Annotated in this window: 9 protein-coding genes, 4 tRNA genes, 1 rRNA gene and 1 pseudogene (1 of these 15 cut by a window edge); 13 read left to right on the top strand and 2 right to left on the bottom strand. The window is 43.6% G+C overall.

Features of this window, described 5'->3' with window-relative positions:
* The 10 genes and pseudogenes from ACSAJE_RS08305 to ACSAJE_RS08260 all read left to right on the top strand — a co-directional run.
* Nucleotides 1-1,288 (top strand): 23S ribosomal RNA (locus ACSAJE_RS08305) (it extends 1,602 nt beyond the left edge of the window).
* Nucleotides 1,289-1,623: 335 nt separating this feature from the next.
* A tRNA-Asn gene (locus tag ACSAJE_RS08300) sits at nucleotides 1,624-1,696 on the top strand.
* A gap of 393 nt (nucleotides 1,697-2,089) precedes the next feature.
* Nucleotides 2,090-2,161 (top strand): annotated as a pseudogene (locus ACSAJE_RS08295) (AgrD family cyclic lactone autoinducer peptide); the annotation flags it as partial.
* Between the two features lie 299 nt (nucleotides 2,162-2,460).
* Nucleotides 2,461-2,532: transfer RNA gene (locus ACSAJE_RS08290), tRNA-Glu, on the top strand.
* A gap of 5 nt (nucleotides 2,533-2,537) precedes the next feature.
* Nucleotides 2,538-2,608, top strand: a tRNA-Cys gene (locus ACSAJE_RS08285).
* 72 nt (nucleotides 2,609-2,680) lie between these two features.
* Nucleotides 2,681-3,130, top strand: coding sequence for a Mini-ribonuclease 3 (locus tag ACSAJE_RS08280; protein WP_022025407.1), 450 nt, complete (start codon nucleotides 2,681-2,683; stop codon nucleotides 3,128-3,130).
* Nucleotides 3,131-3,253: 123 nt separating this feature from the next.
* Entirely contained in the window at nucleotides 3,254-4,006 is a 753-nt protein-coding gene (gene rlmB, locus ACSAJE_RS08275; protein WP_182448213.1) for a 23S rRNA (guanosine(2251)-2'-O)-methyltransferase RlmB, read from the top strand.
* A 136-nt stretch (nucleotides 4,007-4,142) separates the two neighbouring features.
* Nucleotides 4,143-4,760 (top strand): sigma-70 family RNA polymerase sigma factor, encoded by a 618-nt coding sequence (locus ACSAJE_RS08270; RefSeq protein ID WP_118690603.1) that lies wholly within the window; start codon nucleotides 4,143-4,145, stop codon nucleotides 4,758-4,760.
* A gap of 242 nt (nucleotides 4,761-5,002) precedes the next feature.
* Nucleotides 5,003-5,075 (top strand) — tRNA-Thr (locus ACSAJE_RS08265).
* A gap of 182 nt (nucleotides 5,076-5,257) precedes the next feature.
* Nucleotides 5,258-5,821, top strand: a complete 564-nt coding sequence (locus ACSAJE_RS08260) for a DJ-1 family glyoxalase III (RefSeq protein ID WP_458008806.1) — start codon at nucleotides 5,258-5,260, stop codon at nucleotides 5,819-5,821.
* A gap of 138 nt (nucleotides 5,822-5,959) precedes the next feature.
* On the opposite strand, the gene ACSAJE_RS08255 is transcribed toward ACSAJE_RS08260, so the two are convergent.
* Nucleotides 5,960-6,256, bottom strand: a complete 297-nt coding sequence (locus ACSAJE_RS08255; protein ID WP_118690477.1) for a DUF1292 domain-containing protein — start codon at nucleotides 6,254-6,256, stop codon at nucleotides 5,960-5,962.
* Nucleotides 6,257-6,936: 680 nt separating this feature from the next.
* Here ACSAJE_RS08255 and glmS point away from each other — a divergent pair.
* On the top strand, nucleotides 6,937-8,757 hold the full coding sequence (gene glmS, locus ACSAJE_RS08250; RefSeq protein ID WP_458010059.1) for a glutamine--fructose-6-phosphate transaminase (isomerizing): 1,821 nt from the start codon (nucleotides 6,937-6,939) through the stop codon (nucleotides 8,755-8,757).
* Between the two features lie 83 nt (nucleotides 8,758-8,840).
* Nucleotides 8,841-9,932 carry a GDSL-type esterase/lipase family protein gene (locus tag ACSAJE_RS08245; protein WP_458008805.1) on the top strand — a complete coding sequence of 364 codons (1,092 nt, stop codon included), beginning with the start codon at nucleotides 8,841-8,843 and terminating at the stop codon, nucleotides 9,930-9,932.
* 151 nt (nucleotides 9,933-10,083) lie between these two features.
* Here ACSAJE_RS08245 and ACSAJE_RS08240 read toward each other — a convergent pair whose 3' ends face one another.
* Nucleotides 10,084-10,758: a YczE/YyaS/YitT family protein gene (locus tag ACSAJE_RS08240; RefSeq protein ID WP_118690479.1), complete on the bottom strand. Its 675-nt coding sequence runs from the start codon at nucleotides 10,756-10,758 to the stop codon at nucleotides 10,084-10,086.
* 319 nt (nucleotides 10,759-11,077) lie between these two features.
* Here ACSAJE_RS08240 and ACSAJE_RS08235 point away from each other — a divergent pair, with 319 nt between their 5' ends.
* On the top strand, nucleotides 11,078-12,847 hold the full coding sequence (locus ACSAJE_RS08235) for an ABC-ATPase domain-containing protein (protein WP_458008804.1): 1,770 nt from the start codon (nucleotides 11,078-11,080) through the stop codon (nucleotides 12,845-12,847).
* Nucleotides 12,848-12,981: the final 134 nt, after the last annotated feature.

The following is a 12,981-nucleotide window of genomic DNA, read 5'->3' as shown; positions in this document are numbered from 1 at the left end:
TGCGTATCATGAACCCGTACCGTAAACCGACACAGGTGGATGAGGAGAGAATCCTAAGGCCGACGGAAGAAGCATTGTTAAGGAATTCGGCAAAATGACCCCGTAACTTCGGGAGAAGGGGTGCCTACGAATGTAGGCCGCAGAGAATTGGCCCAAGCAACTGTTTAGCAAAAACACAGGTTTATGCGAAACCGAAAGGTGAAGTATATGAGCTGACGCCTGCCCGGTGCTGGAAGGTTAAGGGGAGAGCTTAGAGGCAACTCGAAGGTTCGAACTTAAGCCCCAGTAAACGGCGGCCGTAACTATAACGGTCCTAAGGTAGCGAAATTCCTTGTCGGGTAAGTTCCGACCCGCACGAAAGGCGTAATGATTTGGGCACTGTCTCGACAATGCATCCGGTGAAATTGAAATACCAGTGAAGATGCTGGTTACCCGCGCCAGGACGGAAAGACCCCATGGAGCTTTACTCCAGTTTGATGCTGGGATTCGGTACTGCATGTACAGGATAGGCGGGAGACTAGGAAGATATAACGCCAGTTGTATCAGAGTCGCTGTTGGGATACCGCCCTTGTAGTACTGGGTTTCTAACCTGCCACCGTGAACCGGTGGAGGGACAACGTCAGGCGGGGAGTTTGACTGGGGCGGTCGCCTCCGAAAGGGTATCGGAGGCGCTCAAAGGTTCCCTCAGAATGGTTGGAAACCATTCGAAGAGTGCAAAGGCAGAAGGGAGCTTGACTGCGAGGTCGACGGACCGAGCAGGTACGAAAGTAGGACTTAGTGATCCGGTGGTAGAAAGTGGGATTGCCATCGCTCAACGGATAAAAGCTACCCTGGGGATAACAGGCTAATCACTCCCAAGAGTTCACATCGACGGAGTGGTTTGGCACCTCGATGTCGGCTCATCGCATCCTGGGGCTGTAGCAGGTCCCAAGGGTTGGGCTGTTCGCCCATTAAAGCGGTACGCGAGCTGGGTTCAGAACGTCGTGAGACAGTTCGGTCCCTATCCGGCGCGGGCGTAGGATATCTGAAAGGAGCTGGCCTTAGTACGAGAGGACCGGGCTGGACGGACCGCTGGTGTATCTGTTGTCATACCAATGGCATAGCAGGGTAGCCAAGTCTGGAAGGGATAAACGCTGAAGGCATCTAAGCGTGAAGCCCCCCTTAAGATAAGATATCCCTGGAGTTAATCCAGTAAGACCCCTTGAAGACGACGAGGTAGATAGGGCAGAGGTGGAAGTGTGGTAACACATGGAGCTGACTGTCACTAATAGGTCGAGGGCTTGACCAAAGGAGCGAGGATGTATCATGGATCACAAGACGGCGATGAAAGTTTACTTTCAGGAGTCGGATTGGGAACATGATTGCATTTGAGCGGGATAACATGAATATGTGAGCGCAGCGAGCATATGAATGACCGCGAAAAGGCAGTAACATCTGAGCGTAGGAACGAAGGCATAAGGCATCTGAGTGGGAAGATAATGACCCCGCGAAGAGGCGTAGACGATGCCGGAGTACCAAGAACAAGTTCAACTTTGTGGATGAAAGATACTATATGCAGTTTTGAAGGTACTAAAAAAAGTACCGGAAACATAGTCTAAAGAAGGGACTGTGTTTTTGTTATAATCCTCGATAGCTCAGTCGGTAGAGCACGCGGCTGTTAACCGCGCTGTCGTAGGTTCGAGTCCTACTCGGGGAGCGACAAAGAAAAACCTGTAAACGATTTCGTTTACAGGTTTTTTTTTGATCTTTTTGCCATACCGCCATTCAAGATAAGGATTGTACTCTTTATAATCCCATTTCTGGTAATAGATGATCTTTGGAAGCTTCCTATATAGAATTAAAGTGTCCAATTATGGAAAAAGGTGTCCAATTCTGCCAAATGGGTTTAAGAAGAGATTTTTTTTTACATTTAATGTGTTACAGGCACATTTATTAAAGACTTTGTATTATTGCATATTTGATACAAAGCGGTTAATTAGGGGACATATGAAAAAAGGAACAAGGGAATAAAAAAGACAAAGGAATTAATTTTAAGAACAGTAGAAAAAAAGCGAAGAAAAAATTGATTATGGATAGTGAGAGTTGACCTACATGCTTAGGCATCCTACATCAGCCAGTAAGACCACAGTCATTGCAACATAAAGATGTTACAATGAAGTAAACATCTTTATGTTGGCACCTTGTAGAGTTTCTCTACAAAAATCTCCAGTACTTGAGAACAGACCCTCTGTACCGCAGATCAAAACAACACACGATACGATAATTATAGCATATTAGGTCTGTGTATGCAATGGAATAACATAATTAATGTAGGAATAATGTAGGAACCTTAATGTAGAAATCGTAGAAATTTGAAATTTCATTTTTGGTTCATTAAAAAAAATAAAAAAAACACTTGCATTCTTGTAAATTATATGATAGTATATTATTCGTTGTCAGACAAAAATTGTCTAGCAAGATGGCTCCATGGTCAAGCGGTTAAGACATCGCCCTTTCACGGCGGTAACACGGGTTCAAATCCCGTTGGAGTCATATATGGCGACTTAGCCAAGTGGTAAGGCATGGGACTGCAACTCCCTGATCATCGGTTCAAATCCGGTAGTCGCCTCTAGCAACCCTCATTTGCACTATGTAAATGGGGGTCGTTTTAGTTTACGCTATATAAAAAAGGAGACTAAGATTGGAGAAGGAATATCAGGATATTTTTAACGAGATTCAGGACACCTTTGGAAAAAGTAAACTGCAGCCAAGCCAGTATTCCGCATTAGCACTTGCATATATTGGGGATGCAGTATATGATTTGATCATTCGGACGATAGTCATTGATCTGGGTGCTGGTCATGTCAAAAATTTTCATAGAATGACTAGTTCTGTTGTAAAAGCAGAGGCCCAAGCTAAGCTCATGAAAATTTTAGAGGACAAGCTTACTGAGGAGGAAGTGGCATATTATCGTCGGGGACGCAACGCCAAGTCAGCAACTTCTGCAAAGAATGCGTCTATTGTGGATTATCGTGTAGCGACCGGGTTTGAAGCGTTGGTTGGGTATTGGTATTTGACGCACCAGATGGAGCGAGCTATGAAATTGTTGCACGATGGTCTGATCGAAGCAGATCAGATGCCTCACAAATAATGTGCTCGCATGATCGAAGCAGATCAGATGCCCCACAAATAATGTACTCGCATGATCGAAGTGAATTAAATTGTTTTGGTACGGTAGTGTAAATTGTTAAATTATATAGGAAGGAAGACACATATGGCATACGAAGAATTAACAATAGAAGGGCGTAATGCAGTAATTGAGGCATTTCGTGCAGGGAAAACCGTTGATAAGATATTTGTTTTAGAAGGCTGCAAGGATGGCCCTATTCAAACCGTTTTGCGTGAAGCGAAAAAGCAGAGTACCATTGTCAATTTCGTCAAGAAAGAACGCTTGGATCAATTATCAGAGACAGGTAAGCATCAAGGAGTTATTGCACATTTGGCGGCTTATGAGTATAGCACAGTAGAAGAAATTATGGATCGTGCGGCACAGAAGGGGGAAGCACCGTTCGTTATTTTATTGGATGGAATAGAAGACCCACACAATTTGGGGTCTATTATTCGTACTGCTAACCAGGCAGGTGCACATGGTGTCATCATTCCTAAGCGACGAGCTGTTGGTTTAACTGCCACTGTGGCAAAGGCATCTGCAGGAGCGATTCATTATACTCCGGTGGCAAAGGTAACGAATCTGGTCAAAACCATGGAAGAACTCAAGAAACAGGGGATGTGGTTTGTTTGTGGAGATATGTCAGGAGAGACGATGTATTCGCTTGATCTGACCGGACCGATCGGTGTTGTGATCGGTAACGAAGGCGATGGTGTCAGCAGATTAGTGAAAGAAAACTGCGACTTTACGGCATCCATTCCGATGCAGGGTGATATTGATTCATTAAACGCTTCGGTAGCGATGGGAATTTTATCATATGAAATCGTGCGCCAGCGGATCACAAAGGGTATAAAATAAGCGCGTTATAGCCAGAGGAACGCTAAGGATATAGAAGTAAGTGTGTTATAGCCAGGGGCATGTTAAGGGTGTAAAGTTGGCACATTTGCAGAAGCAAGTCGTATTGGGTGAATGTGAGGTAAGTACGGGGTGTAGTATGAGAGAGTATGAACAGCAGACAATAGAGGAAGTGGTTGCCAGTGCAAAACATGGTAATGATGAGGCTATGGAGTATGTATTGGCTAAATATAAAGGACTCGTTAGAGGGCTTTCGCGAACATTGTTTTTATTGGATGGCGATGAGGACGATTTAATACAGGAAGGGATGATTGGCCTGTACAAGGCAGTCGTAAGCTACGATGAATGTAGAGGCGCTGCATTTGAGACATTTGCCAGTCATTGCATTAATCGGCAGATGTATTCTGCAGTCAAAAAGTCCAATCGTAAAAAAAACGGGCCTCTTAATACTTATATTTCAATCGATTCAGCCAGTGATAGCGATAATGAACAGGGACCGGACAGCGTCAAGCTGTTGGATCGTGTGTCGGCAGGTCTGCATCAAAATCCAGAGGACATTATTATTGACAGAGAAGAAGCCGGTGATATAGAGGAACGCTTATTTAGTGTTTTGAGTGGAATGGAACGAGAAGTTCTATCGTTGTTTTTGCGTGGTATGACTTATCAGGAGATTGCCAGATATATGCAAAAGCAACCGAAAGCAATAGACAACGCATTGCAGCGGATCAAGACTAAATTACGGACGATACTAAGGTGATGACGCCTTCCTCTCATCCAAAAGCTGCATTAAATACTACAATAGGGCTGCTGAAGATAAAAGAGAAGGAAATTAATCTGCTTTGCTCTTTAAGGTGGAAATAAGCTTTTCACTTCAGTGTTCGGGGACACGATAGAAAACGTATAAATGGGGCTTATAAAACAGAGAAAATGAAAAACAGAGAAAATGAAAAATTTGCTTGCAAATTTAGAGGCGCTATTATATAATATGGATTGTTGAGTGCTGCTATGGCTCAGTCGGTAGAGCGTCGCCTTGGTAAGGCGGAGGTCACGGGTTCAATTCCCGTTAGCAGCTCTGTTGAGGAAGTGAGGATTTCTGTGAAATTCTCACTTTTTTTACAATATAGGAAAATGCTCGTAACCTAGAGGGAAGCCACCAAGAATTGCGTCAGCAATTCTTGCAGAGCAAAACGCTGGTTTTGCTTTTTTTTGTGAAATAGAAAAATGCTGTTATGCAGAGTGGAAAGGACGGGGAATATGGCAAAAGCACTTATTTTTTTTGCAGAAGGATATGAAGAAGTTGAAATGTTGACGGTAGTAGATATGGTTCGCCGTGCAAAGATTGATATTGACATGGTGGCGATCGGGGATCAGAGAGTGGTAAAGAGCTCACATGGAGTATGCATTACCGCCGACAGATTATTAGATGAGGCAGATTTCGCAGAGGCACAGATGCTGATTTTGCCGGGTGGTATTCCGGGAACACCGAATTTACGTGCCTGCGATACACTGTGCCAGCAATTGCAGCAATTTGCAAAAGAAGAAAAATGGGTTGCAGCGGTGTGTGCAGCACCTACTGTGCTTGGTGAACTGGGGATTTTGAAAGATCATCAGGCAACTTGTTATCCAAGTTTTGCAGATCAGTTGATCTGTGGTCAGTATGTTAAGAAGCCGGTTGTTCGTGATGGCAAGGTTATCACAAGTCGCGGAATGGGAACGTGTATTGAGTTTGCAGCAGAAATCATTACGGTGTTAAAAGATGCGGAAACAGCAGAGCATGTTAAAACAGCTATCATCTACAACGATCAATATGAGGATTAATCCTTATGAAAGAATACTAAGCCGAGGTTGCATTGTGTAATACACAATACAAAGAATGAGAGATAGTCTCGGTAGAAGAACAAAAAAGACTGCCTTAGAAATTACAGAAAATCCTGTGATTTCTAAGGCAGTTTTATGTTATTTCATGCTTTCGCTCCAAGCCCTCGCATCCAGACGTTCCTCGTAGGCATCTGCTGCGGCATCGTACTCTTCTTCATCATTAATATCTTCTAATTCAAAATCATCATTTCCTAAATCTTTGATGCGGAACACATAATATTCTGTAATGTTTTCCACAAAACCCGGAATCAGAGCGGCATAGAGTTGACCGTCCACCTCATAGATTTCATCCACATAAAAGTCTTTATCAATCCCATCCTCATCGGTTAACGTAACCATAGTTTCTTCAAATTCGTATTCTGTATTTTTTGCCATAATTATCTCCGTTTCTGTATAAAATATTGTTTTAGTTCAAGTGACGGCAACAATATATCTGTGTTATTTGCAAAGGTATTTTCAGTATTCATTTGAAATACCCTCTGAACAGATCATTGCCGAAATAATAGCATATATTATAATGTGAAAGTGCCACAGATGCAAGTTTACCTTGACAAAAAGGCTTTTAGACCTTATATTGTACGAAGGGACTAAATCGTAAAATGTAGAGTTCTGTAACAAAAATACACAAATTTTAAGCGCCAGAGCCTAGTTTTGTGCACAAAAGTATAAATTTGCACGAATCAGGCTGACGAGGAAAGAGATTATCGAAATTTCGGCGGATGTCTCTTCGTACGCTCCAGTGCGTTATGTATTGGCAAATATGCAGGTGACTGCAAAACAAATTCAATACAGTGGAGATTACAGATCCTTCGTTTGCGATGATTGTTCTTAGAAGGCAATCGACGCAGAACCGCATGGGCACAGGATGAAGTCTGAAAATGCACCGGTAATGCTGCAGATAACAGTGAGGAGTGTGGAAATGCACCGGTAATGTTGCAGATAACAGTGAAGAGTGTGCAAATGCACCGATAATGCTGCAGGATATTGTGGGCAGTGCGGGAGGCGTCACAGTAACAGATGGAATCTGCCGATTTGGCAGTAGAACGGAGGAAATTATGTGCGGAATTGTTGGTTATAATGGAGCACGTCCGGTGACGGACTTTTTGTTGGATGCTCTCGAATTGTTGGAATATCGTGGTTACGATAGTGCCGGTCTTGCAACGATCAATGCTGAGACAGGACGGACGAAGTTGCGTAAATGTGCCGGACGCGTTGCTGATCTGCGCAAAGTATGTGAGAATGACAAGAAGCAGGCTACTTGTGGAATTGGTCATACACGCTGGGCAACACATGGTGGTGTCAGTGACGAGAATGCGCACCCACATCGTCAGGGTAATGTGCTTTTAGTTCATAATGGAATTGTTGAAAATTACGAAGAGCTTCGTGATCATTTTATGTTGAGCAAAGATCTGAAGTCGGAGACGGACACAGAAGTGGTTGCCGGTGTTTTGAACCGTTACTACGATGGAGATCCGCATAAAGCAATTGCACAAACGGTAAAGCATTTAAAGGGAACATTTGCATTAGTTATTATTTTTGATGATATACCGGATGTGATCTATGCAATCCGTAATGTTAGTCCGATCGTGGCTGCACGTACCGAGGACGGCACAATGTTAGCATCTGATGTTGCAGCACTTGGCTCTCATGCTACGGAATATATGGTTGTGCCGGAGTATCAGATCGTTGAGCTGCACAAAGACGATATTAAAGTGTTTGACCTGAAGGGCAAAGAGCAGAAGACAGAGTTTTTGGAGATTGATTGGGATACCAGCCGTGATGGTAAAGGTAAATACCCATTTTATATGGAAAAGGAAATTATGGAGCAGCCGGAGGCATTGCAGGCAACATTAGATCATCGTATTGTTGACGGACATATTGATTTGTCCTTTGATGGTGTGCCGGATGATGTTTTGCAGAATTGTGAGCGAATTTGTGTTGTTGCTTGTGGCACAGCTATGCATGCCGGATTGATCGCCAAAGCGATCGTTCAGTCAAAATTACAAATGCTGATGGATGTAGAGTATGCATCTGAGTTTATGTACTCCAATCCGGTCATTGATGAGAAAACACTGGTATTAGCAATTTCACAGTCCGGTGAGACGATTGATACTTTGGAAGCACTGAAGTATGCGCGCAAAAAAGGTGCCAAGAGTGTTGCGGTTATTAATGTTAAGGGTTCCTCTATCGCCAGAGAGAGTGATTATGTCATGTATACGGTAGCCGGTCCGGAAATCGCGGTTGCAAGTACGAAAGCATATACGACACAGGTAGAAACATTAATGCTCTTAATTGGGCGCATGGCAAAGGTAAGAGGTATTTTCAACGATGCAGCGGAGAAAGAGTATGTTGACAATATGCTTCAGATTCCTGCCAAGTTAAAGGAAGTATTGAATAAGAAACACGACATCCATAAAATTGCCAGAAAGCTGTTAGAGGCAAAAGATGCATTTATGCTTGGCCGTGGATTGGATTATTCTATCTTGCTGGAGGGAGCTTTAAAATTAAAGGAAATTTCCTATATTCATACAGAGGCATATGCGTCTGGTGAATTGAAACATGGTACGATCGCTCTGATCACAGAAGATACACCGGTCGTTGCTGTTGTCACACAGGAAAAGCTAAAAGATAAAGAATTATCTAACATTCGTGAAGTGCAGTCTCGTGGTGCAAGTGTTGTATTGTTTGTACGCGAAAGTATTTCCATGGCAGATGCAGAATATGCAGATGTATTATTATTACCGGATATGGCGGATGAGTTTATGGTATTCCCGGCAGCAGCGGCATTGCAGTTGTTGGCATATTACGTATCGATGGATCGTGGATTGGATGTTGATAAACCAAGAAACTTAGCAAAAGTAGTTACCGTAGAGTGATACGGTAAAAATGAAATTATGAAAGCAATATTGTATATTGCCGGTCATGACTAAAAAAAATGTGTATTTATGGAGGCGAAAGAATGAAATTTCAGGCAGATAAGAAGCATGTTAGTGTAACGGGTAGAACTATTTATCGAGAGGGTATTCGTTATCTGGGATATTCTGCGACATCTATTTCTTTCAAATTCGTAGGAACAAAAGCAACCGCAGAGATTGTCAGTGACGCATCAAAGCATACTGAGAAGGAGAGGGCTTGGATCGCTATTTATTATGGACAGGATAGAGATCCTGCTAAGCGTCTGCGCTTAGAGCAGGACAGGCAGACAATCGTGCTGTTTGAAACGCAACAAACTACGGAACAGCAGATTACTATCGTTAAATATTCTGAAGCAGAATATGCAGCGTGTGGTATTGTTTCCATAGAAATTACCGATGAAGTAAACCCGGGGGAAGAAATACTATTATCGCCGCCGGTACATAAGAAAAGACAGATCGAGTTTTTTGGCGATTCGATCACTTGCGGTTACGGCGTGGAAGGTGATGTGAGTGACGAAATATTTGATACCGCAGATGAAAATCCGGCCAAATCGTATTCATTGCTTACCGCAGAATTGCTTGATGCAGAACCTAACCTGGTATCGTGGAACGGAAAAGGTGTTATCACGGCATATATAGGGGAAGAAGAGGATGCACAGATTGATGATTCCTGGCTGATGCCAATGTTATATGAATACACGGATGCAGGATTGGAACGAGATTATTTTGCCAATGAGCAGTCAGACTGGGAAACTTGGAATTTTGAGGAATATAAACCGCAGCTTGTTGTCATTTATTTAGGTACGAATGATGCGAGCTATACAAGAGATATTCCAGACAGACAGAAACAGTTTAAAGATGCTTATGTAAAATTGTTGCATCAGGTGCACGAGCATAATCCGAATGCAGCTATTATAACAACGATCGGAGCGATGGATCAAAGACTGAATACGGTGATTGATGCTGCGACAGCATGTTTTGCCAAAGTTACGCCAGATTGTACGATTCGTTATGTACAGCTTCCATTGCAGGATGAGGCAGATGGCTTAGGAACTTATTGGCATCCGACGGAAAAGACGAACCGTAAGTGTGCCCGTTTAATTGCAGATGCTGCTAAGGAAATGCTGCAATGGTGATGATTTGAGAAACTTGAGTCTAAGGGAAATGTTGAAGTGGCGAGACGTGGAACTTGAATTCGAGAGAGATGTTGCAATAGAGACATGAGAAACTTGAATCCAAGGGAAATGTTGTAATAGAAATAACTGAAACAGCTCAAATGGGGTGTCGTTATGCGACACCCCATTTTTCAAACAGTTTACCAACAAATTCAACGATCGGTGCCAGTAAAAGCACCATCAGGACAGTCATAACACCAACTTCACCACCCGTGAGAAATCCAAGTATCGTTGCGATCAGATCAATAGAAAGACGAACCGGCTTGAAACAATTTCGACCGGTTTTTTGCCGTATTTTTTCGGTAACGGCAAAAGGTACGGCATCATAAGGTGCCATGCCGTGCCCGCTGTGCATATAGCAGGCTGCAGCAACCACAAAAAGCAGAAGCGCCGGGACCAGAATGCCAATGCGGGCTGCAAGTGGAAGATGTGCAGGCACATGGCATACGTTTGTCCAGACCCAGCCGAAGAAATCAGCCGAGTAGCCCACCACAACCATATTTCCGATCGTTCCGGTACCGATCAGCCGCCAATCAAGTAAGATGACCAAGATCAGAAGTATCGTATTAAATAATAGTTGATAATTGCCAAAACTAAGTCCCAGTGTCCGGGCTATTCCATAATTCATTGCCGAGCAGGGATCTGTCCCCATTTCCGTCAGAACGAGCAGCGACACGCCGAGTCCCATCATGATCACAGAAATAAGCATTAGCGCAAAGGTTTTCCACCAATGTTTATCTAGCACCGGCATTTGAAAAGTTGTGGTAATAGTCTCTTTTTCATTCATAGTAATTTTGCATTCCTTTCTCTGCCCACGGGTTTAGAGGTATTTCATACTATGTTATAGGCAAAATGCTTCTGCCGTTTTCATCGGAAAAATATTTCTGACTTTTTCGCAGACAAAATGTTTCTTTCGTTCCCGCAGGTAAATATAGACCTTTTGTCCCATGTATCCTATAATAGGGTTATTAGAACAGCCAACGAAAATCATAACATATTACAGAACCAGCGTCAAAAATCAGCATCATTGTTGGAAGATGCTATGGTGATTGACGGAGTTGGAAACTTTCATGATATGTTTGGATTATAAATGAAGGAGAATGATCATGCAGAGATTAAAAACAATGTTAAATTCGATAGATCACAAGGGATACCCAGCATATAAAGGCCTTAAGGGCAGTTACGATTTCGGCGATTATCGGCTTGGTATTGACAAAGTGCAGGGTGATCCTTTTGCTTCGCCCTCTCGGATTTCTCTGGTGGTGCCGCAGAGCACACATGCGATTCTAAAAGAGTTTTACGAGCAAAAGCATCGCAGGATCGCAGTGGAAGATCATTTACTCCGTCTGGTTTGCAGGGAAAGCGAACCATTTAATTTTAAGGCAAAAGGATCCGGCAAAAGCGGCTTGATTGCAGTTAGCCGTCCGGGACAGGAAATCGTGGAGCGAAGTGCCTGTCATATCAATGCGAAAAATGGGGAGCTAACCGTTCGTATGTCAGTTGGTTTTCCGGCAAATGGGAGAAGTATTAATGCAAGAGAACTGGGCAAAATATTTTTTCAATTTATACCGGAGATCGTGCATCACGCCTGCTGTTATGCGAATATTGACGCCCAAAAGCTACAGAGAGCTGCAGACCTCGCAGACGATCAGCGCTACATCAGAGAGCAGATGGCGGAAGAAGGGTATATTGCTTTTATTGCCAATGGATCAGTGCTGCCGCGCGAGAATGGAGTATCCCAACGTCCAATGAAGAAGGCGGTGCCATTTGCCTCGCCGGAATCCATGGAGGTTACGTGGGACCTTCCACATAAAGGCATGATCAAGGGTATGGGAATCAAAAAAGGTGTGACGCTTATCGTTGGAGGCGGTTATCATGGCAAATCCACACTTTTGCAGACGTTAGAAAGAGCAGTATATCCGCATATTGCCGGAGATGGTCGAGAGTACGTTGCCATGGAACAGAGTGCGGTTAAGATCCGTTCTGAGGACGGTAGGAGCATTTATCATAAAGATATTAGTCCGTTTATTCGCAATCTGCCGACCGGACGGGATACGACGGATTTTAGCAGCGAGGATGCCAGCGGTTCCACATCGCAGGCGGCCAATGTTGTAGAAGCTGTCGAGAATGGAGCAGGTGTATTGTTGATCGATGAAGACACCAGTGCGACTAATTTTATGATTCGAGATGAATTAATGGAAAAGGTTGTGACAGCAGGAGAAGAGCCGATCATACCGTTTATTAAACGGGTAAAAGGGCTATATGAGCAGAAACAGGTTTCCACCATTTTAGTTGCAGGGAGCTGTGGTGCTTTTTTTCATATTGCAGATACAATATTGCAAATGGAAAGTTATCGACCGAAAGAAATCACACAATTTGCAAAAGAGACAGCGAAAGCGTACCCGTTGAATGACACATCGATGGCAGCTGAATATCCGGACAGCGTAGAGCAGAAAATTTTCATTCCAAAGCAGTCGCTTGAAGCTGGCGGTCGTGAGCATAGACGAGCGGTCGGCAAATATAGCGGGGATGCTGCAAGTGCAAAGAGTGCCGGGAAATCTGATCGCGGTGCGAAGATCAAGGTGATGGGTACGGATGGATTTGCGATCAACAAGACGAATGTAGATCTTCGTTATCTTGAGCAGATCATTGACAGTGAGCAGATGGCGGCAATTGCACGTTCTTTGGTAGTGATCATGGAGCAGTATGCCGGACAAAAGATTCAGGTATCGCAGGCGGTGTCAGAACTTGTGGACGCACTGGAGCGAGATGGATTGAATGTGCTATCAAATGGCAATGGCAGTGATCTGGCTATGCCAAGACGAGCAGAGATAGCCGGATGCCTCAATCGATATCGTGGAATTATGAAGCGCTGATACGGATGCGTTACAATGGAAATATGAGGCATATAAGGCGTCGGAATATGATGATATATGTCATGCATAAGGCGATAAAATATAGTGAGCCCATATTGTCCTGCATAAGGCGTTGCAATGCAACAAGATAATAT

The organism is Jutongia sp. SJQ-6, assembly GCF_054161275.1.
This window is presented reverse-complemented; position numbering and strand designations above follow the sequence as displayed.